Annotated in this window: 23 protein-coding genes; 12 read left to right on the top strand and 11 right to left on the bottom strand. The window is 63.1% G+C overall.

The annotated features are described in order from the left end of the window. Positions 1 to 12: 12 nt before the first annotated feature. The gene (locus METH_RS14515) at positions 13 to 366 is read right to left on the bottom strand and encodes a P-II family nitrogen regulator (RefSeq protein WP_024091228.1); all 354 of its coding nucleotides are present in this window, start codon (positions 364 to 366) and stop codon (positions 13 to 15) included. Between the two features lie 272 nt (positions 367 to 638). Here METH_RS14515 and METH_RS14510 point away from each other — a divergent pair, with 272 nt between their 5' ends. Next, complete coding sequence (locus METH_RS14510; RefSeq protein ID WP_024091227.1) at positions 639 to 2,858, top strand: transglycosylase domain-containing protein; 2,220 nt, start codon at positions 639 to 641, stop codon at positions 2,856 to 2,858. 257 nt (positions 2,859 to 3,115) lie between these two features. Here the strand turns inward: METH_RS14510 and METH_RS14505 are convergent, their stop codons facing one another. Further along, positions 3,116 to 3,703 (bottom strand): MlaC/ttg2D family ABC transporter substrate-binding protein, encoded by a 588-nt coding sequence (locus METH_RS14505; RefSeq protein ID WP_024091226.1) that lies wholly within the window; start codon positions 3,701 to 3,703, stop codon positions 3,116 to 3,118. A gap of 2 nt (positions 3,704 to 3,705) precedes the next feature. Then, positions 3,706 to 4,467 carry an MlaA family lipoprotein gene (locus METH_RS14500; protein ID WP_024091225.1) on the bottom strand — a complete coding sequence of 254 codons (762 nt, stop codon included), beginning with the start codon at positions 4,465 to 4,467 and terminating at the stop codon, positions 3,706 to 3,708. 162 nt (positions 4,468 to 4,629) lie between these two features. Here METH_RS14500 and METH_RS14495 point away from each other — a divergent pair, with 162 nt between their 5' ends. From METH_RS14495 to METH_RS14470, 6 genes are all read left to right on the top strand, one after another. Continuing rightward, on the top strand, positions 4,630 to 6,363 hold the full coding sequence (locus METH_RS14495) for a type I secretion system permease/ATPase (RefSeq protein WP_024091224.1): 1,734 nt from the start codon (positions 4,630 to 4,632) through the stop codon (positions 6,361 to 6,363). After that, a complete protein-coding gene (locus METH_RS14490; RefSeq protein ID WP_024091223.1) occupies positions 6,360 to 7,664 on the top strand; it encodes an HlyD family type I secretion periplasmic adaptor subunit in 1,305 nt (434 codons plus the stop codon). Before METH_RS14495 ends, METH_RS14490 begins: the two co-directional genes overlap by 4 nt. A gap of 208 nt (positions 7,665 to 7,872) precedes the next feature. Next, positions 7,873 to 8,331 (top strand): RidA family protein, encoded by a 459-nt coding sequence (locus METH_RS14485; protein ID WP_024091222.1) that lies wholly within the window; start codon positions 7,873 to 7,875, stop codon positions 8,329 to 8,331. Further along, positions 8,328 to 9,101, top strand: a complete 774-nt coding sequence (locus tag METH_RS14480) for a glycerophosphodiester phosphodiesterase family protein (protein ID WP_024091221.1) — start codon at positions 8,328 to 8,330, stop codon at positions 9,099 to 9,101. The genes METH_RS14485 and METH_RS14480 overlap by 4 nt, the downstream gene beginning before the upstream one ends. Positions 9,102 to 9,149: 48 nt before the next feature. Further along, a complete protein-coding gene (locus tag METH_RS14475; protein WP_024091220.1) occupies positions 9,150 to 10,337 on the top strand; it encodes a GNAT family N-acetyltransferase in 1,188 nt (395 codons plus the stop codon). Continuing rightward, entirely contained in the window at positions 10,334 to 10,642 is a 309-nt protein-coding gene (locus METH_RS14470; RefSeq protein WP_024091219.1) for a 4a-hydroxytetrahydrobiopterin dehydratase, read from the top strand. Before METH_RS14475 ends, METH_RS14470 begins: the two co-directional genes overlap by 4 nt. A 166-nt stretch (positions 10,643 to 10,808) precedes the next feature. On the opposite strand, the gene METH_RS14465 is transcribed toward METH_RS14470, so the two are convergent. Next, on the bottom strand, positions 10,809 to 11,297 hold the full coding sequence (locus METH_RS14465) for a peroxiredoxin (RefSeq protein WP_024091218.1): 489 nt from the start codon (positions 11,295 to 11,297) through the stop codon (positions 10,809 to 10,811). Positions 11,298 to 11,392: 95 nt separating this feature from the next. Here METH_RS14465 and METH_RS14460 point away from each other — a divergent pair, with 95 nt between their 5' ends. The 3 genes from METH_RS14460 to METH_RS14450 all read left to right on the top strand — a co-directional run bounded on the left by METH_RS14460 (position 11,393) and on the right by METH_RS14450 (position 14,338). Continuing rightward, the gene (locus METH_RS14460) at positions 11,393 to 12,604 is read left to right on the top strand and encodes an NAD(P)/FAD-dependent oxidoreductase (protein WP_024091217.1); all 1,212 of its coding nucleotides are present in this window, start codon (positions 11,393 to 11,395) and stop codon (positions 12,602 to 12,604) included. Beyond that, entirely contained in the window at positions 12,601 to 13,155 is a 555-nt protein-coding gene (rsmD, locus tag METH_RS14455) for a 16S rRNA (guanine(966)-N(2))-methyltransferase RsmD (protein WP_024091216.1), read from the top strand. Before METH_RS14460 ends, rsmD begins: the two co-directional genes overlap by 4 nt. Positions 13,156 to 13,426: 271 nt before the next feature. After that, positions 13,427 to 14,338, top strand: a complete 912-nt coding sequence (locus tag METH_RS14450; RefSeq protein WP_024091215.1) for a LysR family transcriptional regulator — start codon at positions 13,427 to 13,429, stop codon at positions 14,336 to 14,338. A gap of 105 nt (positions 14,339 to 14,443) precedes the next feature. On the opposite strand, the gene METH_RS14445 is transcribed toward METH_RS14450, so the two are convergent. The 5 genes from METH_RS14445 to METH_RS14425 form a co-directional block, all read right to left on the bottom strand. Continuing rightward, entirely contained in the window at positions 14,444 to 15,259 is an 816-nt protein-coding gene (locus tag METH_RS14445; protein ID WP_156927497.1) for a MauE/DoxX family redox-associated membrane protein, read from the bottom strand. A 193-nt stretch (positions 15,260 to 15,452) separates the two neighbouring features. After that, positions 15,453 to 16,343 (bottom strand): OmpA family protein, encoded by an 891-nt coding sequence (locus METH_RS14440; protein ID WP_245602897.1) that lies wholly within the window; start codon positions 16,341 to 16,343, stop codon positions 15,453 to 15,455. A gap of 23 nt (positions 16,344 to 16,366) precedes the next feature. Then, complete coding sequence (locus tag METH_RS14435) at positions 16,367 to 16,939, bottom strand: peroxidase-related enzyme (protein ID WP_024091212.1); 573 nt, start codon at positions 16,937 to 16,939, stop codon at positions 16,367 to 16,369. 3 nt (positions 16,940 to 16,942) lie between these two features. Then, positions 16,943 to 17,668: a GNAT family N-acetyltransferase gene (locus tag METH_RS14430; protein ID WP_024091211.1), complete on the bottom strand. Its 726-nt coding sequence runs from the start codon at positions 17,666 to 17,668 to the stop codon at positions 16,943 to 16,945. Continuing rightward, complete coding sequence (locus METH_RS14425; RefSeq protein ID WP_024091210.1) at positions 17,665 to 18,387, bottom strand: competence/damage-inducible protein A; 723 nt, start codon at positions 18,385 to 18,387, stop codon at positions 17,665 to 17,667. Before METH_RS14425 ends, METH_RS14430 begins: the two co-directional genes overlap by 4 nt. Positions 18,388 to 18,435: 48 nt before the next feature. On the opposite strand from METH_RS14425, the gene sfsA reads away from it, so the two are divergent. After that, complete coding sequence (gene sfsA, locus METH_RS14420) at positions 18,436 to 19,140, top strand: DNA/RNA nuclease SfsA (protein WP_024091209.1); 705 nt, start codon at positions 18,436 to 18,438, stop codon at positions 19,138 to 19,140. A 17-nt stretch (positions 19,141 to 19,157) separates the two neighbouring features. Here sfsA and METH_RS14415 read toward each other — a convergent pair whose 3' ends face one another. Beyond that, a complete protein-coding gene (locus tag METH_RS14415) occupies positions 19,158 to 20,045 on the bottom strand; it encodes a mechanosensitive ion channel family protein (RefSeq protein WP_024091208.1) in 888 nt (295 codons plus the stop codon). A 155-nt stretch (positions 20,046 to 20,200) separates the two neighbouring features. Between METH_RS14415 and map the strand changes: the two genes are divergently transcribed. Then, on the top strand, positions 20,201 to 21,010 hold the full coding sequence (gene map / locus METH_RS14410; RefSeq protein WP_024091207.1) for a type I methionyl aminopeptidase: 810 nt from the start codon (positions 20,201 to 20,203) through the stop codon (positions 21,008 to 21,010). 81 nt (positions 21,011 to 21,091) lie between these two features. On the opposite strand, the gene METH_RS14405 is transcribed toward map, so the two are convergent. Next, the gene (locus tag METH_RS14405) at positions 21,092 to 21,274 is read right to left on the bottom strand and encodes a hypothetical protein (RefSeq protein ID WP_024091206.1); all 183 of its coding nucleotides are present in this window, start codon (positions 21,272 to 21,274) and stop codon (positions 21,092 to 21,094) included. Positions 21,275 to 21,473: the final 199 nt, after the last annotated feature.

Here is a 21,473-nt window from a genome sequence, read left to right as displayed (position 1 = left end):
ATGCCGGGCGCCTTACAGCGCCTCGAGGTTGGTTTCGCCGGTGCGGACCCGCACGGCCTGTTCCACGTCCAGAACAAAAATCTTGCCGTCGCCGATCCTGCCCTCCCCAAGTTTTCCGGTGCGGGCGGTCTCGGAAATCGCGCTGATGGCCTGGTCGGCCTGATCGGCGGGCACCACCAGTTCCAGCTTCAGCTTGGGGACGAAATTCACTTCGTATTCGGCGCCGCGGTAGATTTCCGTGTGGCCCGCCTGGGCGCCAAAGCCCTTGATTTCTGTGACCATCAGCCCGCTCACGCCAAGACCGGTCAGCGCCTCGCGGACCTCGTCCAGCTTGAAGGGCTTGATGGCGGCTATGATCATCTTCATCTCTGCATCCCTTGGTTTCCGCGCTGCTCCGGCCCTGTGCCGATGCATTGTGCACCTGCAGCAAAACCGCCGTCGCGAGCTGTGCAAAGCCCAAAGCCAGCAAGTTTCCGCGTGTCTTTCTGCGTGCGCACAATAATTTTGCGCCTTTGCCCGGCTTCGCTTAAAAAACGGCCATCTGGCAAAGGGGGAAAGCTCCGGATTCTGCCCCCTCTACAAACCGGGGCGGGCAGGGTATTGTCCCGGCAAACGGGCAATCCGGGCAGGACATGACGATGGCACAAGGATCCGGGCGCAAGCCTCTGGTGGCAGAAAAACGCTATTCCGCAGGCGGCAAGGGCAAGCCCTCCGCCGCGAAGAAGCCTGCGCGCAAGAAGCCTGCACGCAAGGCCAAGCCCAGGAAGACCGGCCTGTTCGGCCTGTTTGCGCGTAAGAAGGCACGGGCGAAACCGGCGCCGAAGAAACGCGGTTTCATCGGTCTCTTGCTGGCGCCCTTTGTCTGGGCGTTCCGGCTGGTTTGGGGCTTCACCTGGCGCATCGGCATGGTGGTCTGCCTGCTGGTCGGCCTGGCGGTGGCGCTGCAATATGCCAAGCTGCCTGAGGTTTCGGCCTATCTGGACGGACGTGCGCGCGGGTCGGTCACCCTGCTGGACCGCAAGGGCGAGGTTTTTGCCTGGCGCGGCGATCAGTTCGGCGGGGTCATCCGCGCTGATACGGTTTCGCCGCACCTGAAAAACGCGGTTGTCGCGACCGAGGACAAGCGGTTCTACCGCCACTTCGGCATTTCCCCGCGCGGCGTGGCCAGCGCCATCCGCATCAACCTGCGCGAAGGCCGCGGGCCTCTGTCGGGCCATGGCGGCTCTACCATCACCCAGCAGACCGCCAAGCTGCTGTGCCTGGGCCGGGTCTACGATCCTGCCGAGTGGAAGAGCGAAAGCGCTTATGAGGCCGACTGCCGCAAGGGGTCGCTGTGGCGCAAGGGCACCGAGGCGATCTTTGCCCTGGCGATGGAAGCCAAATACACCAAGGACGAAATCCTTTCGATCTATATGAACCGCGCCTATATGGGCGGCGGTGCCTATGGCGCCGAAGCTGCGGCGCAGCGGTATTTCGGCAAATCGGCGAACCAGCTGAACCCGGCTGAGGGCGCAATGCTGGCGGGTCTGCTGACGGCGCCGTCGTCGCTGGCGCCGACCAATAACCTCAAGCGCTCGCAGGACCGCGCCGCCACCGTGCTGCGGCTGATGCAGGAACAGGGCTACCTGACCACCGCCGAGATGCAGCAGAACCAGAACGCCCCGGCAGTGCTGAGCGAAGCCGCGGCGGCACGGGCAGGGGGGTATTTTGCCGATTGGGTAATGGATACCATCCCCGATTTCCTGGGCGATCAGACGACGGAGGATGTTGTGATCCGCTCGACCCTCGATCAGCGCCTGCAGGGCGCGGCTGAGGAAGCGCTGAACTACATCTTTGAGAACAAGGTCCGCCCGGGCTCCAAGGCGCAGGCCGCCATTGTGGTGATGAGCGCCGATGGCGCGGTGCGCGCGTTGGTGGGCGGACGCAAGACACGGGTCAACGGCGTTTTCAACCGTGCAACCCAGGCCAAACGGCAGACCGGATCGGCCTTCAAGCCTTTTGTCTATGCCACGGCGCTGGAACTGGGGTATTCGCCCTACGACCGGGTGCTGGACGCAAAATACTGCATGAAAATTCCCGGATCCGGTCAATGGTGCCCGGAAAATTACACCCGCAAGTTCTATGGCGAGGTGACCCTGGCGCGGGCGCTGCGGGATTCGCTCAACGTGCCGGCGGTCAAGATTTCCGAAGCAGTGGGCCGCGACAAGGTGAGCCGTGTGGCGCGCGATTTCGGAATCGACAGCGACCTCGCGGCCGGACCTGCGCTGGCGCTGGGCGCTTCGGAAAGCAGTCTGCTGGAAATGACCGGTGCCTATGCCGGGATCCTCAATGGCGGCTCTTCGGTGACACCTTACGGTGTGTCTGAGTTGAAACTGGTGAATGACAGCGACGCGCTGATGGGCGCCAGCGGCGGCATCGGCGAGCGGGTGATCCGCCCAGAAGCGGCGCAGCAGCTGGTCTGGATGATGGAGAAAGTGATTGCCGGCGGCACCGGCAGGCGGGCGCAGATCCCGGGCTGGCAGGCGGCAGGCAAGTCGGGAACGACATCTGCGGCCAAGGACGCCTGGTTCATCGGGTTTACCGCAGAGTATGTGGCGGGGGTGTGGATGGGCTATGATGACAACACACCGCTTTCAGGAGTGACCGGCGGCGGCCTGCCGGCCGAGATCTGGCGCGAGACCATGGTGCGGGTGCATGACGGCCTCACCCCCAAACCGCTGCCGATGCTGGAACCTGCGCCGATCGCCCCGCCACCGCAGCAAACCCGCCGCGAGCGCCGCCGCCGCCAGGGGCCGCAATTGGGCAAGGAACTGGGCCGCGCGGTGGACAACATCCTGCGCGACATTCTCGGCAACTGACCAGTCAGGAAAACGGGGGCTCCCGCCTGTCTTAAGGTCCCAAGGGGACCATCGCCAGTTGGGTCCGGCGCGCACCTGGCGGTGCCGCGCGCGCCCTGCCCGCCGGGCAGGGCGCCAGGCCCAACGGGAGCGCAGCATCCAGGATGCTGCGGCGACGGGCGGGAGCTTTTGCGGTTCAAGGCAAATGCCGGAACGTCAGCCGCAAAGAAAAAGGCCCCCCGCAGGGAGCCTGTTCCGAAATCCGCTGAGGCGTGAGCTCAGCTCAGCCGCTTCAGCTCGGCTATCAGCGCGTCGATGTCGCCTTTATTGCTGTCCAGGATGGCGCCGATCTCGGTGCGTTCGGTCAGCAGCAGATTCACGCCTTCGATGAACATGTTGAAGAACAGATCCCGGCCTGAGCGGTCCGACACCAGGAAGGTCACTTCAAACGGCGACTGGCCTTTGAGGTAGGCAATGGTGCTCACCTCATACCATTTCTTAACCTTTTTGACGTCTTTGACTTCCAGCTTGCCGCCGATGAATTCGCGGAAGCGCTTGCCGTATTTGCGCGAGATATAGCCCTGGAATGCCTTGGAAAAGGCCTTTTTCTGGGACGAAGACGCCCGGCGCCCGTCCACCCCCAGCGCGTAGGCCGCGATATAGGAGGTGTCGCTGTAGCGCTGGAAGATCCGCTCGAACTCGCGGAACATTGCGTTCTCGCCCTTGCCGGAATCGATCACCCGGTTGATATCGCCAACCAGGCTGTTGATCAGCGTGCTGGCGCGGTTCTCGGTCAGCGCCCACAGGGCTTGCGGTGCGGCAGCCAGCATGGCGCCAGCGCCCATCAGAAATTTGCGGCGGTCCATTATCAGAATCCTTCAGTGTTCAGTTCGAACGGATCAATCTCCTGGATCTCCTCTCCATCCCCCAGCTGGAACCTGCGGTTCTGCAGGTAGATCAGGCGCGATTGCGCATAGCTGTCGGCGCTCTCGTAGAGAATCGAGTCGATCGTATCGGAATAATTGCCACGATCGCCCATGCGGCGCACGATCTCAGCGTAAATAGTGATATTGTCGGCAGTATTCTGCTCGGCGTAACCCAGCGGGTTGGTGAAGAAATCGACGGCGACCCCAACGGCATCGCGGCTGGTGGAGGGGCCCAGCAGGGGCAGTTCGACATAGGCGCCTTCGCCGACGCCCCAGGTGTGCAATGTCTCGCCGAAATCGGTGTCGACTGCAGGCACATTGAATTCGCTGGCCGGATCGGCAAGCCCGGCAAAGCCGACGGTGGAGTTGATCACAAACCGCGAAAATGCGTTGCCGGCCAGTTTCAGATCGCCCTGCAACAGCGCATTGATCATCTGGCCCGGCATCGACAGGTTCTCGGCGAAATGCGAGAAACTGGTCACCATCGGCGCCGGCACGATTGCCACATAGCCTTTGGAGGCAGGTCGGAAGGCCAGCCGGTCAACGCCGCGGTTAAAGGCATGAATCCCGCGGTTGGTCCGCTCATAGGGGTCAAAGACCTCGCCCGAAGCCCGAGCAACCGGATCCTGCGTTGCACAGCCGGCCGCGACACCGGCCAAAATCAGCGCAGATAAAAATTTCAGCGGTCGCAAAAGAAAAGGCATTCGGTTAAGTGTCCAATTGATGCTGGAACAGACGGCTGGCAGGGCAAATAACGGTTCCTCAGCCTATTTCCAGTGCAATTACATTTATTCACCGGCTTGTGTCTGTTCTGATACTATCTCAGGCACGGCCGATGGCCCGGGAACTTCTATTGCAGACTGACCATGAATAAAAGCATTTATAAGAGCGGTTACGATGAGCTGCGATCTGTGCGGCGGCAGAGCCGGGGGCTTTACTGGTTCACCGGGATCTTCAGCTTTTTTGTGAACCTGCTGATGCTGACCGGGCCTTTGTATATGATGCAGGTCTATGACCGGGTGCTGGGCAGCCGCTCGGAGGCGACGCTTTTGGCGCTGTCTTTGCTGGTGGTGTTCCTCTACGGCATGATGGGGCTGCTGGACTACGCCCGCGGCCGGATCATGGCGCGGGTCGGGGCGCGGCTGCAGGCGGCGCTGGACCACCGGGTGTTTGATGCGATGATCCGCCGTTCGGCAGTGGCGCAGGATCCGGCGGCGCAGACCGGGCTGCAGGATCTGGAAGCGGTGCAGCGGCTGATCTCCTCGCCGGTGCTGACCGCCGCCTTCGACCTGCCCTGGACCCCGGTGTTTCTGGCCGGCATCGCCCTGTTCCACCCCTGGCTGGGTCTGCTGGCGCTGGCGGGCGGTGCGGTGCTGGTGATGATTGCCATCCTCAACCAGATGTTCACCCGGCTGCCGCAGCAGAAGGCCGGCATGACCGGCCACAAGGCCAATCTGATGTCCGAGGAGATCCGCAACGAGGCCGAGATGATCCAGTCGATGGGCATGCGCGGTGCCTCGTTCCAGCGCTGGAAGCTGGCCCGCGATGCCGCCCTCACAGACAGTGTGACGGCCAATGACACCGGCGGCGGCTTCACCACGCTGACCAAGACGCTGCGGCTGTTTCTGCAGTCGGCGATGCTGGGCTTGGGCGCCTATCTGGTGCTGCAGGGCGAGGTGACGCCGGGGGCGATGATCGCCGGCTCGATCCTGATGGGCCGGGCGCTGGCGCCGATCGAGCTGGGCCTGGGCCAATGGGCGATGGTGCAGCGGGCGCTGAAGGGCTGGCACAGCCTGGCCGAGCTGCTGAGCAAGGTGCCGGAGGAAGACGCGCGCACAGCGCTGCCGAAACCCAAGGCGCTCCTGGAGGTGCAGGGGTTGGCGGTGGTGCCGCCGGGCAGCAAGACGCCGCTGCTCCGCAACGTCAGCTTCCGGGTGCAGCCGGGCCAGGCGATCGGGGTGATCGGGCCGTCGGGCTCGGGCAAATCGACCCTGGCGCGGGCGCTGACCGGGGTCTGGGCGCCGGCGGCCGGCTCGGTGCGGCTGGACGGGGCGGCGCTGGATCAATACGCGCCGGATGTGCTGGGCGGCCACATCGGCTATTTGCCGCAGCGGGTGCAGGTGTTTGACGGCACCATTGCCCAGAACATCGCCCGCCTGCAGCAGCAGCCGGATGCCGAAAAAGTGGTGGAAGCCGCGCGCAAGGCCGCCGCCCATGAGATGATCCTGAAGCTGCCCGACGGCTATGACACCAAGGTCACCGCCACCGGCGGCCGGCTGTCGGGCGGCCAGATGCAGCGGGTCGGCCTGGCCCGCGCGCTCTATGCCGATCCGGTGATTGTGATCCTCGACGAGCCGAACTCCAACCTCGACAACGAGGGCTCGATTGCCTTGAACCAGGCGATCAAGCAGATCAAGGCCGAGGGCCGCTCGGTGCTGATCATGGCGCACCGCCCGGCGGCGATCCAGGAATGCGACATGCTGCTGGTGATCGACAAGGGCACGCAGACCGCCTTCGGCCCCAAGGACAAGGTGCTGCAGGAAATGGTCGCCAACCACCAGAACATCCGCCAGGCCACTGGCACAGGAGGCGTGCGATGAACGGGCAAAGCAACTGGCCGGCGCGGCGGCCGCTGATCATCGGCCTCCTGGCGCTGCTGGTGCTGGTCGGCGGCTTCGGCTCCTGGTCGGTGCTGTCGTCGATTTCCGGCGCGGTGGTGGCGACGGGCCGCATCGAGGTCGACCGAAACCGCCAGATCGTGCAGCATCTGGATGGCGGCATCGTTGCCGAGATCCTTGTCGAGGAGGGCGACACGGTGGCCGAAGGCGACACGCTGATCCGGCTGGATGCCAATGAGCTGACCTCGCAGCTGGTGATCACCGAGGGCCAGCTGTTCGAGCTGATGGCGCGCCGCGGCCGGCTGGAAGCCGAGCGCGACACCGCCGCCGCGATCCGCTTTGAGCCGGAACTTCTGGAGGCGGCGGAGCGTCTGCCGGATGTCAGCGATCTGGTGCAGGGCCAGCGCCGCCTGTTCGAGGCCCGCAACGACACCACCGCTCGCGAGATCGAGCAGCTGGAGAAGCGCCGCACCCAGATCCAGGAGCAGATCCGCGGCGTCAAGGCGCAGCAGACCTCGATGAATGTGCAGCTGGAGCTGATCGGCGAGGAGCTGGAGAACCAGCAGTCGCTCTTGGACCGCGGGTTGGCGCAGGCGGCGACGGTGCTGAACCTGCGCCGGACGCAAGCCGATCTGCAGGGGCGGCTGGGCGAGCTGGTGGCCTCGGAAGCGCAGTCCGAGGGGCGTATCACCGAGATCGACATCGAGATCCTGAAGCTGGCCACCAGCCGCCGCGAGGAGGCGATCAGCCGGTTGCGCGACCTGCGCTACCAGGAACTGGAGCTGGCCGAAAACCGCCGCTCGCTGCAAGGGCGGCTGGCGCGGCTGGAGATCACCGCGCCGGTCTCCGGCATTGTCTACGGGCTGCAGGTGCAGACGCCGCGCTCGGTGATCCGGCCGGCCGATCCGGTTTTGTACCTGGTGCCGCAGGACCGGCCGCTGGTGATTGCGGCGCAGGTGGCGCCGACCGATATCGACCAGCTCTACACCGGCCAGGAGGTGACGCTGCGGTTCTCGGCGCTGGACCAGCGCTCGACGCCGGAGCTGTTCGGCCATGTCACCCAGGTCTCGGCGGATGCCTTCGAAGACCAGAGCAGCGGGGTTTCCTATTACCGGGCCGAGATCGAGCTCAATCCCGGCGAGCGCGGTCGCCTGCCAGCGGGCACGGTGCTGATCCCGGGGATGCCGGTGGAAAGCTACATCCGCACCGCCGAGCGCTCGCCGCTGGCCTATCTGGTCAAGCCGCTGGCCGATTATTTCAACAAGGCCTTCCGCGAAAGCTGAGCGAAGCCGGAAACCAGCCCGATTTTCGGATCTGAAAATGCGATTTTCCCTGACCGCCTCCCTTACTGGGAGACGGGATATCCCGGCGTTTCCGCTGGGGTTGTGCCGGGCTGGCGCAAAGCCGTGCCAGCGCTGCGCATTTCCTCTTTCCGATCTCCGCCGCTCCGGGTAGCGTCCCGGCCAGCAAAGACTTGGAAGGAAACCGGCCATGAGCATTGAAGCAAAACTGAAAGAACTGGGCGTGACCCTGCCCGACGCACCGGCCCCGGTGGCCAACTATGTGCCTTATGTTGTCGCAGGCGACATGGTCTATATCTCGGGCCAGGTTTCCGCCGATGAAAACGGTGTGATCGCTGGTAAACTGGGCATTGATATGGATGTTGAGGCGGGTCAGGCCGCAGCAAGGCGCTCGGCGATTGCGCTGCTGGCCCAGCTCAAAGCGGCCTGCGGCGGCGATCTGGACCGGCTGGTCCGCGTGGTCAAACTGGGCGCCTTTGTGAATTCGGCACCTGATTTCACCGGTCAGCCGTTTGTGGTGAACGGAGCTTCTGACTTTATGGTCGAAGTTCTTGGGGATGCGGGCCGTCATGCCCGGGCGGCTGTTGGGTCGGTGTCACTGCCGCTTGGCGCTGCAGTTGAAATCGACGGGGTCTTCCAGATTAAATGAAACCCGCCCTGCCTGCCGCCATCCTGACTGTTCCGCTGGCCCATCGTGCGCTGCATGATGCGGCCGGCGGGCGCCCGGAAAACAGCCGCGCGGCCATCCGTGCAGCGATGGCGGCCGGCTATGGGATTGAGATTGACCTGCAGCTGTCCAGCGACGGCTGTGCCATGGTCTTTCATGACAGTGATCTGGACCGGCTGGCGGATGCCTCCGGTCCGGTCCGCGCGCGGACCCGCAGCGACCTGCAGGCAATCCCGCTGAAAGACGGTGATGGCGAAGGTATTCCGGATCTGCCCGAAGTGCTGGATCTGGTTGCAGGAAAGGTGCCGCTGCTGATCGAATTGAAGGACCAGCACGGGCAGATGGGCCTCACCGATGGCGGGCTGGAGCGGGCCACGGCCGCGGCGCTGAAGGGTTACGGCGGTCCGGTGGCGGTGATGTCTTTCAATCCCAATTCAGTCGCGGAGCTGGCCCAGCTGGCGCCGGATATTGCCCGCGGCATCACCACCAGCGCCTATGATCCGTCGGAATGGCCGGAGCTGCCGAAAGCGGTTTGCGACGATCTGCGCGGCATCCCGGATTTCGCGCGTACAGGTGCAAGCTTTATCAGCCACGAAGCCGCCGATCTGCCCCGGCCGCGGGTGCAGGCGCTGCGCAACGACGGGGTGCCTGTGCTGTGCTGGACTGTGACCTCTGCGGCAGAGGAAACCGCGGCGCGCGTCTTTGCCGACAATGTGACGTTTGAACAGTACCTCTCGCCGCTAACACCTTGATCAGGCAAGCGCAGACCCCACATCTTTGATGCGGTGCGGAGGAATTGCATGACGCAGGCTAAAATCGAAATCCGGGTGCTGGCCTCACTGTCGCAGATCGCGGCTGAGGACTGGGATGCCTGTGCCTGCCCCGAGGCGGCAGACGGCACCCGTCCGCTGGATCCTTTCACCACCCACCGGTTCCTGAGCGCGCTTGAGGCGAGCGGTTCGGTCGGGCCGGGCACAGGCTGGCAGCCGCAGTATCTGACGGCGTTTCAGGATGGGCGGCTGATCGCCTGCGCGCCGCTATATGCCAAGGGGCACAGCCAGGGCGAGTATATCTTCGACCACAACTGGGCGCAGGCCTATGAACAGGCAGGCGGGCATTATTATCCCAAGCTGCAGATCGCGGTGCCCTTTACACCGGCCACCGGGCGGCGGTTTCTGGTGCGTCCCGGCTTTGACGGTATCGGCCATTCGGCACTGGTGCAGGGAGCGGTGCAGATGGCGGCCGACAATAACCTGTCCTCGCTGCATGTGACCTTCTGCACGCAGGACGAGGCGCGGATGGGCGAAGAGATGGGGCTGATGCGCCGCTGTACCCAGCAGTTTCACTGGCGCAACGACGGCTACAGCGATTTCGAAGCCTTCATGCGGGCGCTGTCCTCGCGCAAGCGCAAGAATATCCGCAAGGAGCGGATGCAGGCGCAATGTTTCGGCGGCGATATCCGGGTTTACCAGGGCGACAGCCTGCGGCCCGAGCATTGGGATGCCTTCTGGGAGTTTTATCAGGACACTGGCGCGCGCAAATGGGGTGCGCCTTATCTGACGCGGCAGTTCTTCGATATCGCCCATGGCACGATGGCGCGGGACATGGCGCTGATTCTCGCGGAGCGCAACGGGCGCTATGTTGCCGGTGCCTTGAATTTCATAGGCCGTGAAACGCTTTACGGGCGCTATTGGGGATGTGTCGAGCATCACCCCTGCCTGCATTTCGAGCTGTGCTATTATCAGGCCATAGAGCTGGCCATCGCCCTGGGGCTTGACCGGGCCGAAGCCGGCGCGCAGGGTGAACACAAGCTGGCGCGCGGCTATCTGCCGTGCGAGACGCACAGTTTGCACTGGATCGGCGATCCCGGGTTTGCCGGGGCCGTTGAACGCTACCTCGAGGCTGAACGGGCCGCCACCGAGGAAGAAATCGAAATCCTGACCGATTACGGCCCGTTCCGCAAAGCACATGTGGAGGAGCAAGAATGACGGAAAAACTGTCCGATGCCACTCGCGGCCCGCTGCTGGAGCCGCTGTTTGCCACCGGCTGGGAAATGGTCGAGGGCCGGGATGCCATCACCAAGACCTTTAAGTTCAGCAATTTCGCCGATGCTTTCGGCTGGATGACCCGCGCCGCGATCTGGGCCGAAAAATGGAACCATCACCCCGAGTGGAGCAATGTCTACAACCGGGTGACAGTGGTGCTGACCACTCATGATGTGGACGGGATCAGTGCGTTGGATGCCAAGCTGGCGCGCAAGATGGACGGGCTGTTTGGCGAACCGCAGACTTGATCTGGCTCCCTGACAGAAAGGTCAGCAATTCTGTCCAAATGTTTCGCGCGCGAAACATTCCGGCAGGTATGCTGACCTTATTTTTTACCGATTATTAAGGGATTGTCCTGTTATTAAGGGATTGTCCTGCGGCTGCCGGGCCAGGCAGCCGCAGCCGGATCTGGGTTCAGCCCATTGACTCCAGCAAGCCTTCGCCGGCGGAAAGCTCGCATTGGCCGGGGTTTTCTTCCTTGTTGAGAACTTTCACTTCACCGTCTTCAACCAGCATCGCATAGCGCAGCGAACGGCCGATCAGACCGGCTGAGGGCACGTCCAAGCGCATGCCGATAGCCTCGGTCAGGGTGCATTCGGCATCGGACAGCATGGTGATCCCGGCCTCGGTCGCACCGGTGTTTTCGCCCCAGATATTCATCACAAACGGATCATTGCCTGCCAGGCAGATGATTTCCTCGACGCCCTTGGCTGCGAACTGATCCTTGGTGCGGATGAAACTGGGCACATGGGCCGAATGGCAGGTGCTGGTAAAGGCGCCGGGAACCGCGAACAGCACGATTTTCCGCCCCTTCAATTTGTCTGACAGCTGCACCTGCTCGGGGCCGTTTTCTCCGATGACCGTCAGTGTCGCGTCCGGCAGTTGGTCTCCAACAGAAATCATCGCGCGTTCCTCTTTCTCATGATTGCGTTTTGGGGCCCCGGGTATATAGGGTCCGGTGAAAGCGTGACGGGAACTATTGCGGGAGGCAAGCAGAGATGTCCCACATCGTCGTGATTGGAGCAGGGCAGGCGGGATCTTCGCTGGTGGCAAAGCTGCGCAAGGACGGGTTTGACGGCGAAATTACCCTGATCGGAGCCGAGGAGACGCTGCCGTATCAGCGCCCGCCATTGTCCAAGGCCTATCTGCTGGGCGAGATGGAGCTGGAACGGCTGTTCCTGCGGCCTGAAAGTTTTTACGCGGAAAACAACATCACCCTGAAGCTGGGGCGGCGGGTCACTGCGATTGATCCGGCGGCCAGGACGGTGTCACTGGGCGAAGAGGTGATCCCGTACGACCAGCTGGCGCTGACCACCGGTTCCGACCCGCGCCGCCTGTCGGCGGCGATCGGCGGCGATCTGGACGGCGTCTATGTGGTGCGCGGATTGACCGACGTGGACGCGATGGCGCCGCATGTGACCGCGGGCAAGCGCGCGCTGATCGTGGGCGGCGGCTACATCGGGCTGGAGGCGGCCGCGGTCTGCGCCAAGCGCGGCGTGCAAGTGACGCTGGTCGAGATGGCCGACCGTATCCTGCAGCGTGTTGCGGCGCCTGAGACCTCGGATTTCTTTCGCAGCTTGCATGCCTCCCACGGCGTGGACATCCGCGAAGGCGTTGGCCTGGAGCGGCTGGAAGGCGAGGGCGGCAAGGTGACCCGCGCGGTGCTGAGCGGCGGCGAAACCGTTGAGGTGGACTTTGTGGTGGTCGGCGTCGGCATCACCCCGTCGTCGCAGCTGGCGGAAATGGCCGGGCTGGAGCTGGAGAACGGCATCAAGGCTGACGCCAAGGGCCGCACTTCGGACGCCGCGATCTGGTCGGCGGGAGATTGCGCCTCTTTCCCGTTTCAGGGCAAGCGCATCCGCCTGGAAAGCGTGCCGAACGCCATCGACCAGGCCGAAGTGGTGGCGCAGAACATGCTGGGTGCGGACAAAGAGTATATTGCCACACCCTGGTTCTGGTCCGATCAGTATGACGTCAAACTGCAGATCGCCGGCCTGAATACCGGCTATGACAATGTGGTCACCCGCCAGGGCGAGGGGAGCCAGGTTTCGTTCTGGTATTACAGGGGTGATCAGCTAGTGGCGGTCGACGCGATGAACGACCCGCGCGCCTATATGGTGGGCAAACGCCTGATCGATATGGGCAAAACAGCGGATAAAGCGGTGGCCGCTGACCCCGCTGCCGATCTGAAGCCGCTGCTGAAAGCGTGAGGATCATCGCAGGAGACTTCCGCGGTCGCGCCTTGGCCGCGGTGGGCAAGGGCGATGCAGGCGCCCATCTGCGCCCCACCACCGACCGGGTGCGCGAAAGCCTGTTCAACGTGCTGATGCACACCGGCGCCGTCTCCGGCGCCCGGGTCCTGGACCTGTTTGCGGGCACCGGCGCATTGGGGCTGGAGGCGCTGTCACGCGGTGCGGCCGAGGCCGTATTCGTGGATGACGGGCGCGTGTCCAGCGGTTTGATCCGCAAGAACATCACCATCTGCCGCGCCGAAGACCGCTGCACCCTGATCCGCCGCGACGCGCTGAAGCTGGGAGCGAACCCGGCCGCGCCGTTTGATCTGATCTTCCTTGATCCGCCCTATGGCAAGGGGCTGGGGGAAAAGGCCCTGGCCGCCGCTGTCGCCGGCGGATGGGTGGCAGAAGACGCGCTGGTTATCTGGGAAGAAAGCGCGCCGATCGCCGCGCCGGAAGGGTTCGAGCTGCAAGACAGCCGCAAATACGGCGATACCCATATTTCGCTGATGTGGAAATCCGACTGAGGCATCTTTCTGCAAGTCCTTGAAATGTAGTGAAAAACAGCGGTCTTTCCACGCGGTTCACGGCCGCTGGTCCGGCGCTGTTTCCCTGTACGGGCCACAGTCCTTCGGCGCTTCACAGCTGCGGGCCATTGGCAGGATTGCCAGACCTCCAGCCGTTTCCACAGCGAATACGATCCCCGCAAAACCTCGCAATTATCCCACCCTTGCCCCGATCTTGCCCGATTTCACCGGCAACACTGGGGGCGACACGGATACACGAGGATGGGTGAAAATGGACCGACTGACCGAGATGGAGGCCTTTGCCAACGTGGTGGACCAGGGCGGTTTCACCGATGCGGCACGCAAGATGGGGATCTCGAAGTCCGCAGTCTCCAAACATGTTTCAAGCCTGGAAACCCGGCTTGGCGCGCGGCTTTTGAACCGCACCACCCGCCGGGTGTCCCCGACCGAGATCGGCCTCGCCTATTACGACCGCGCCCGCCGGGTGCTGAATGATGCAGGCGAAGCGGATGCGCTGGTCACCTCGATGCAATCCGCCCCCTCGGGTCTGCTCAGGATTTCGGTCGCCACCGATTTTGGCGTCAATCACCTGTCACCGGTGCTGTCGGAGTTTCTGCAGGATTTCCCGGACATCACAGTCAACATGGTGCTGAACAACCGCTATGTGGAGCTGATCTCCGAAGGGTTCGACATGGCGTTGCGGATCGGCGAGCTGGAAGACAGCTCCCTGCGTGCCCGCAAGCTGACCGAGACGTCCAAACGGATGATCGCCTCTCCCGCCTATCTGGAGAAATACGGCCGCCCGCAGAAAATTGATGAATTGAACACCCACAAGCTGCTGCACTACTCCAGCCAGTCCAGCGGCAATGTCTGGAAGATTACCGCGCCGTCGGGGGAGAAACGCCAGGTGCGTACCTCGGGCTGGCTGTCGGTGAATGACGGGCAATCGCTGCTGAACGCGGCGATCTCCGGTCTCGGCATCGCCTACCTGCCCAGCTACCTCTACTCCGAGGCACTGGAAGAAGGGCTGGTCGAAGACGTCATGCCCAGCCTGCCAGTGGAAACCCAGGGCATCTATGCCGTCTACCCGCCCGGGAAATTCACCCAGCCCAAAGTCCGGGCCTTTATCGATTTTCTGGTGCAGGCCTTTGCCGACCGCGACCCGTCGGAATGGAAAGCCTGAGCCGGCTCTGCGGAAAACCGGACTAAGACATCCCTTGAAGACTTGCCCCCGCACCGGATGCGGGGGCTTTTTTTGCGTGAAAGCCGGCCGGGCGCGCGGATCGCGTCAGCCCGCGATCTGCGCGGCAAGCATCCAGACACCCATGCCAAGCATCACGAGGTTCTCGGTCAGAGAGATAAAGCCGAGCGGAACGTTTGAGCCGCCCCCGACGCAAGCACAGGTCAATTCACGCCGGTCAATGTAGACCGCCTTGATGACACTGATTGCGCCGATGGTGCCGATGATGATCCCGACCGGCGCCACCAGCCAGATGAGCCAGCTTCCGGTGCCGATCAGAGCCATCATTCCAACGCCCGTGTACAGCTCGGCAAACGGGTAGGCATAGCCATAGGGCACGAAACGGCGGGCCAGCAGGTCATAGCCCAGAAATCCGTTCACGAAGCTTTCGACATCCTGCAGCTTCTGGATCGCCAGCGCGGCCATCGACAGCGCAAAGAACCATTTCGGCCAGGTCAGGACCGGAAAGCCGTCATGGAGGTTCAGCACGATGGCCAGCGCCATAAGCGCGGTCGAGGCGAAGATCGCGATCACGGGCGTATAGGTCGTCTCGTCCTTGCCAAGCACCCGGTAGCCGAAATGCCGTTTCAGGTCGGTATAGCCCCCGATCCGGTCCCCGCCGATATAGGTGACCGGCGTCATCTCGACACCATGCGCTTTCTTGAAAGCGTTCACCTGATCGCGGGTTTCCAGCAGGTTGTCATCGACCGTGTAGCCTTTGCGCTCCAGCATCGACTTCGACTTCAGGCCGAAGGGGCACAGGTGGCCTGGCATCGCCATGCGGTAGAGCGAGGCGGACTTTTCCGCGCCTTGGCTTTTTTCACGGGCCACGTCCGGGCCGTCGATCACATCTGTCGATGACATGCCAGTCTCCCAAGTCTTGTGCGTCTGTGTTCCGGGGCCGGCCGGCACCTGATCCCGGCGGATGCACCGCCATTGATCCGGACGAACGCGTAGCATCCCGTCTGGATGGTAACGTGAATGCCGGCCCCAAGGTTCCCAGCCGCAGGGAATGCAGGCGGATTGGGGCGATCAGGCACCATACGCCGGTCCGGCGTCAATCGCCCAGCAGCACCGCCTCAACCCGCCGGTTTGCCTCGCGCCCTTCGGGTATCAGATTGCTGGCAAGCGGGGCCAGAAAGCCGGCGCCGGCGACCGCGATCCGTCCCGCATCCGCGCCCAGTTCCCCAACCAAACGGTCCTTCACCGACTGCGCCCGGCGTTCGGAGATGCCGGTGTTCTGCTCCAGCGAGCCCACAGTGTCGGTATGGCCCACTAGCAGCAGCCGGTATTGCGGATTGGCGGCCAGATAATCTGCAAGTTCGCGCAGGCTGGCATAGGTGCCGTCCTGCAGCCGGGTGGAGCCGCTTTGAAACTCCAGATCCGTCAGAACGGCGTGGCCGCGCAGCTCCAGCAGCTTGGCCAGTTCCACCGGCCGCACCGTGCCGGGCGCCCCGGCGGCAGGTTTCACCACTGCTGTTGCCGTTGCTGCAGGTCCCGACGGGTGCACTGTGATCATCTGCACAAAGGCCGCGCCGCCTGCGCGCGACACCAGCAGCGAGACCGCTTCATCCCCTTTGGCGGCGGACAGGAAGTGATAGCTGGAGATATCCACCATCATGTCCGGCGACGGCACTACTTCGATCCCGAAGCGGAAGCCGAAGCCGCCGCAATCGCGTGCGGCACAGTCCAGCAGCACCTCAAAACCGGCGGCCTGCAACTGGTCCCGCAACGGCGCCAGGATCTGCAGCACGGTGCTGTTTCCCTCGACCCGCCAGGTGCGGCGCTGAATCTGCCCCTCGAACCGGCGCGAGGGGACTTTGTCCGCCTCTTCGGGCCCGATCGGCAGCTGGTAGACACCGAGCGCCGTGATCCGTTCAGAAACAGCAGACGCGCCGGCTGGCAGGGTGATTTCAGCCGCAACAGGTAGAGCCGGAAGCAGTATCACCGCGGCTGCGGAAATCAAACGTCTTAGCGGCACTGGCTGTGGTATTCCGGGTTGGGAACCATGGCAGTGGCGCTGGCCACCCGGTTGGACATGTTGAAAAAGCCCGCAACATTGGCAATGTCCCAGATGTCCCGGTCGCTGAAGCCTGCATCCCGTAAGCCCTGACGGTCCGCCTCCGCGATCTCCGCGCTGGCAGTGGTCATTTTGGCTGCAAAATCCAGCATCGCGCGCTGGCGCGCCTCCAAAGGTGCGACCCGGTAGTTCATTATCAGCATTTCACCCAGAGCCGGATCGCCGGACAGCTGGCGCACTGCTGCGCCATGCGCCACCAGGCAGTAGAAACACCGGTTGATCGCCGAGACCACAACCGCGATCATCTCCCGCTCCAGCTTGCTGAGGCCGCTGTCCGCCAGCATCAGGTCATTGTACATGGCGGTAAAGGCGTTCAGCTTTTCGATATCAAAAGCATTGGCCTTGAGCACGTTGGGCACAAATCCCAGCTTCTCGACACAGATGTCAAAATATTTCTGCGTTTCGGGCGGCAGCGGGTCGGCCATCGGCAGATCCAGGGCTGTGGGCGGGGTCTGATCCGTCATTGTTCAATGACCTTCCTGTAAAATCCGGTAGTGGTACTGTCCGGTGCATTCCATGCCGAGGGAAGCATAAAGCCCGTTGGCGCCCTCGTTACGTTTGGTGCAAAGAACTGCCAGCTCAGTTGCGCTGTTTTCAAGAGCCCAAAACGCTGCCTGGCGCATCATCCAGGCGCCCATGCCGCAGCGGCGCTGATGCGGCAGGATTTCCAGTGCGTGGATCATCGCCGCACTGTCGTGAATGGCAACAAACCCGGCACCGGCAGGTTTATCCTTGTGACGCGCCAAAAGTCCTGTCTTCGGCCCCTGCACCCGCTGCATCACCGCCAAACGCTCTGGCCCTATGCCGCCCTGCTGCCAGATCTCGCGCTGGATCGCCAGCGGCTCCCAGACGCAAAAGGCGGTAACCCGCGGCACCGGGATGTCCGTCAAACGCTCTGCCGGGCAGGTCCACAGGTTGACCGGATCCTTGACCGCATAGCTGCGCGCCTCCAGCTGTGCGTCCAGATCCGTCTCGCCATCGCGGATCATGAACAGGCAGTCCTGGCCCATCGCGCGCATTGCATCTTCGGCTGCGGCAATCACCGCGTCCGAGGCCGTGCCGTGCACCGTCGCCGCCGATACCCGGCTGCCGCCGCCCTGGCCGTCGCGCAGGGTCACGGGGCCCAGGCTGCGGGTGGAGGCAGGCGGCCAAGTTGCCTCGGTCAGGGCATAGTAACGGGGATCGGTGGTCACTGCTCCAGCTCCTTTGCCAGTTCTGTCATGGCCGCATCAATCCGCGCACCATCGGTGCCGCGGATCACGATATTGGCGCCAAAGGCACCGTCCTTTTGAAACGGGTAACAGCCCACCGACAGATCCGCATAAGCCTCTGCCAGCACACGCAGCGGCCCGGCAATTTCGCCCTCGCCGCGGAACACCCGCAGGGTTTGCGACAGCACCGGCTGGCCGCCGGTCAGCGTCGGCATCACGCTGGCCACCATCGACTGAAAGATCAGCGGCACCCCGGCCATCACATGCACGTTGCCAAGGGTGAACCCCGGCGCGGCCGAGACCGGGTTTTCTATCAGCGCGGCGCCCTCCGGAATACGTGCCATCCGCAGGCGGTCCTCGTTCATTTCCAGCCCTTGGGTGTCGTAATGCGCCTGCAGGATCGCGCGGGCGTCATCGCGGACACCCAGATGCGCGTCAAACGCCTTGGCGATGCAGTCTGCAGTGATGTCGTCATGCGTCGGCCCGATGCCGCCGCTGGTGAACACATGGTCATATGCGGCCGATAGCACCTGCACCGCGCCGATGATCGCGGCTTCGTCATCGCTGACCATGCGGACTTCGCGCAGGTCGATGCCGTGTTTGGCAAGCTCACCCGCCAGATAATGCATATTGGCATCGCGGGTCCGGCCCGACAGGATTTCATCCCCGATGACCAGCATGGCAGCCGTTGGATTCACCATGGTCTTCCTCCCTTGATACCTCACTCACGCAGATATAGGCCTAAGCCCATGCGCTTTGAAACCCCTCTGATCCCCGCCGTGCTGATCCGCCGCTACAAAAGGTTCCTTGCCGATTGCAGGCTGGAGGACGGGCGGGAGGTCACCGCCCATTGCGCCAATCCCGGCAGTATGATGGGCCTGGCGGAGCCGGGTATGAGGATATGGCTGGAGCCGAACGACGACCTGAAGAAAAAGCTGAAGTATGGCTGGCGGCTGGTTGAGCACGCAGACGGGCATTTCACCGGTGTTGATACCTCGGTTCCCAACCGCGCCCTGCGCGCCGCGCTGGAGGCGGGTGAGGTTGCCGGACTCGCGGCCTACAAAACCGTGCGGCCGGAGGTGAAATACGGCGAAAAAAGCCGCGTCGACTTCCTGTTACAGCAAGACGGCCTGCCGGATTGCTATGTCGAAGTGAAAAGCGTGACGCTGTCGCGGGAACCGGGCCTGGCGGAATTCCCCGACAGCGTCACCGCCCGCGGCACCAAGCACCTTGGGGAACTGGCAAATATGGTAGCCCAGGGCCACCGGGCGGTGATGCTCTACCTGGTGCAGCGCACCGACTGCGACCGGTTCCGGCTGGCCGCAGATATCGACCCGGCCTATGCAGCAGCCTTTGCCAGAGCACAGGCCGCGGGGGTGGAGCGGCTGGTGCTGGGCACCAGGATCACGCCGCAGGGGGTCGAGGCCGGCGCAGCCATTGCCGCAGTGGGGTAGCGGCGCCGGCAAGGATGTCAGGCGGCCTTGCCGACCTCGTCTTCCTGACTGGCAGGATCGGTGTGAACCAGCGTGCGGGTCGGGAAGGGAATATCAACCCCTGCCGCATCCAGCGCCTCTTTGACCTTGCGCTTCATGTCGGCCTGATACTGAAAATATTCCGCCGCATCGACCCAGACGCGCACCAGAAAATCCACCGAACTGCTGTTGAGCGCATTGACCTGCACAAAGGGTTCCGGGTCGCTGTGCGAACGGCTGTCGGCCATGATGGTGTCGCGGATCACCCTTTCGGCAGTGGCCAGATCGGCGCCATAGCCGACCCCGAAGGTCCATTCCGCCCGGCGGGTGTCGAAGGCTGAGTAATTGGTGATGGTGTTGCCCCAAACCTCGGAATTGGGAACGATCACCTTCAAATTGCTGAGGCTGGCAATCACCGTGTTGTTCAGATTGATGTCTTTGACTGTGCCCATCTCGCCATTCACCTCGATAAAATCGCCCAGCTTGAACGGTCGGAACAGGATGAGCATCACCCCCGCCGCCACATTCGAAAGCGCACCCTGCATGGCCAGGCCGATCGCCAGGCCGGCGGCGCCGATGGCCGCCACGATCGACGTGGTCTTGATCCCGAATGTATTCAGCACAAACAGCACGGCAAAGGCGAGGATGACATAGCGCGCAAGGTTGCCGAGGAAATGAAACAGGGTCGGGTCAAGCTTGGCATGGCTATCGCCCAGTGACACGATCCGGCCCTTGACCCAGCGCGCAACAATGAAACCTGCCAGCAGAATGACCGTCGCGGCCAGAACGCTTCCCAATGCTTGCGCCAGAAATTCCAGCGTCACCAAATCGGCCAATGACTTTCCACCGTAGATCTCGGTTTTCATCAAATTGCTGATACTATCCATTCTGCTGCGTCCCTCCTGGCTTGTGCTGTTGCCGCACACCCGGCCCAACGCAGTACGGTTGAAAAAGTTCCAAGAGGCCTCCGCTGCTGGCTCTGGCCCTTTTGGCCAAGACGCCTTAGATAGCTACGGGACAACACCCGATGGAGCTCCGCCTGATGAGATCGAAAGACGGCCGCACAACCAAGGACGGCATCCGCATTCATGAAGCCGGCGATTTTGCCGGCATGCACAAGGCGGGTGCCTTGGCGGCGCGTATTCTGGATGAGATCGCCGCGCATGTGTTCCCGGGCCAGACAACCGGCGAGATCGACCGCCTGATCACCCAAAAGGTCGAGGATGCCGGCGCTAAGTCCGCAACCATCGGCTACAAGGGCTATCAGCACGCCAGCTGCATCTCGGTCAACCATGTGGTTTGCCACGGCATCCCCGGCGACAAAAAGCTGAAGGATGGCGACATTCTGAATATCGACGTGACTGTGATTGTCGACGGCTGGTTCGGCGACACCTCGCGGATGTTTGTGGCAGGAAAGCTGCCGCGGAAAGCCGAGCGGCTGATTCAGGTCACCCATGATTCGCTGATGGTGGGGATCGAGGCGGCGAAGCCCGGCAATACCTTTGGCGACATCGGCCATGCGATTCAGGTTTATGCCGAAAGCCAGCGGATGAGCGTGGTGCGCGATTTCTGCGGCCATGGCCTTGGCCAGGTGTTCCACGCGCCGCCGAACGTGCTGCACTATGGCCGGCCCGGGACCGGCCCGGTGCTGGAGGAAGGCATGTTCTTCACCATTGAGCCGATGATCAACCTGGGCCGCCCGGAGACCAAGATTCTGGCCGACGAATGGACTGCCGTCACCCGCGACAAGTCGCTGTCGGCGCAGTTTGAGCATTCGATCGGGGTAACTGCAGACGGGGCCGATATTTTCACCCTGTCGCCGGCCGGGAAATTCCACCCGACCTACGGGTGATCTGTCAGGGTGTCTGCGGGGGCCGGCCCCCGCACCCCCGGAATACTTTCAACCAGAAAGAAGCAGCAGCGGGCTTGGGCACTAGCTGCCGCGGTCCCCGGTTTCCTGCAGCCGCCACAGGGCCAGCAGCATGGTGCTGCTCGCCCATGGGGTTACCGCGTCCTGAATGAACAGCGGCGCCCGCAGCGGTTTCGGCTTCGGCTTAGTCCCGGTTTCAGCCTCTGCAAGCGCGGTCAGAAACGGGGTGCGCAATATCTGCTCCATGGGCATGATAATACCACACCGGGCTTAGATCGACAAAAGGACCGGCACCTCTGCCATGCCGCTGAACACTTCCGCTCCCCGCGCTGCAAGCAAGCGGGTGGCAGCCATAGACCGTGCTGAGAGGTTTTAGTGCGGTTGTTCACGGCAGCGGGATTGCCGGAGGGCGGCTCGCCGCTAGCTATAGTTTGTTGGCTGAGTG

This window comes from Leisingera methylohalidivorans DSM 14336 (assembly GCF_000511355.1).
Taxonomy (GTDB): Bacteria; Pseudomonadota; Alphaproteobacteria; order Rhodobacterales; family Rhodobacteraceae; genus Leisingera; species Leisingera methylohalidivorans.
The sequence above is the reverse complement of the archived record's forward strand: the minus strand, read 5'-3'. Positions and strand labels throughout refer to the sequence as shown.

What these genes read in the sequence shown, in the direction of transcription:
- METH_RS14515 (WP_024091228.1), bottom strand. Translation starts at nt 366, where the DNA reads ATGAAGATGATCATAGCCGCCATCAAGCCCTTCAAGCTGGACGAGGTC.
- METH_RS14510 (WP_024091227.1), top strand. Translation starts at nt 639, where the DNA reads ATGGCACAAGGATCCGGGCGCAAGCCTCTGGTGGCAGAAAAACGCTAT.
- METH_RS14505 (WP_024091226.1), bottom strand. Translation starts at nt 3,703, where the DNA reads ATGGACCGCCGCAAATTTCTGATGGGCGCTGGCGCCATGCTGGCTGCC.
- METH_RS14500 (WP_024091225.1), bottom strand. Translation starts at nt 4,467, where the DNA reads ATGCCTTTTCTTTTGCGACCGCTGAAATTTTTATCTGCGCTGATTTTG.
- METH_RS14495 (WP_024091224.1), top strand. Translation starts at nt 4,630, where the DNA reads ATGAATAAAAGCATTTATAAGAGCGGTTACGATGAGCTGCGATCTGTG.
- METH_RS14490 (WP_024091223.1), top strand. Translation starts at nt 6,360, where the DNA reads ATGAACGGGCAAAGCAACTGGCCGGCGCGGCGGCCGCTGATCATCGGC.
- METH_RS14485 (WP_024091222.1), top strand. Translation starts at nt 7,873, where the DNA reads ATGAGCATTGAAGCAAAACTGAAAGAACTGGGCGTGACCCTGCCCGAC.
- METH_RS14480 (WP_024091221.1), top strand. Translation starts at nt 8,328, where the DNA reads ATGAAACCCGCCCTGCCTGCCGCCATCCTGACTGTTCCGCTGGCCCAT.
- METH_RS14475 (WP_024091220.1), top strand. Translation starts at nt 9,150, where the DNA reads ATGACGCAGGCTAAAATCGAAATCCGGGTGCTGGCCTCACTGTCGCAG.
- METH_RS14470 (WP_024091219.1), top strand. Translation starts at nt 10,334, where the DNA reads ATGACGGAAAAACTGTCCGATGCCACTCGCGGCCCGCTGCTGGAGCCG.
- METH_RS14465 (WP_024091218.1), bottom strand. Translation starts at nt 11,297, where the DNA reads ATGATTTCTGTTGGAGACCAACTGCCGGACGCGACACTGACGGTCATC.
- METH_RS14460 (WP_024091217.1), top strand. Translation starts at nt 11,393, where the DNA reads ATGTCCCACATCGTCGTGATTGGAGCAGGGCAGGCGGGATCTTCGCTG.
- METH_RS14450 (WP_024091215.1), top strand. Translation starts at nt 13,427, where the DNA reads ATGGACCGACTGACCGAGATGGAGGCCTTTGCCAACGTGGTGGACCAG.
- METH_RS14445 (WP_156927497.1), bottom strand. Translation starts at nt 15,259, where the DNA reads ATGTCATCGACAGATGTGATCGACGGCCCGGACGTGGCCCGTGAAAAA.
- METH_RS14435 (WP_024091212.1), bottom strand. Translation starts at nt 16,939, where the DNA reads ATGACGGATCAGACCCCGCCCACAGCCCTGGATCTGCCGATGGCCGAC.
- METH_RS14425 (WP_024091210.1), bottom strand. Translation starts at nt 18,387, where the DNA reads ATGGTGAATCCAACGGCTGCCATGCTGGTCATCGGGGATGAAATCCTG.
- sfsA (WP_024091209.1), top strand. Translation starts at nt 18,436, where the DNA reads ATGCGCTTTGAAACCCCTCTGATCCCCGCCGTGCTGATCCGCCGCTAC.
- METH_RS14415 (WP_024091208.1), bottom strand. Translation starts at nt 20,045, where the DNA reads ATGGATAGTATCAGCAATTTGATGAAAACCGAGATCTACGGTGGAAAG.
- map (WP_024091207.1), top strand. Translation starts at nt 20,201, where the DNA reads ATGAGATCGAAAGACGGCCGCACAACCAAGGACGGCATCCGCATTCAT.
- METH_RS14405 (WP_024091206.1), bottom strand. Translation starts at nt 21,274, where the DNA reads ATGGAGCAGATATTGCGCACCCCGTTTCTGACCGCGCTTGCAGAGGCT.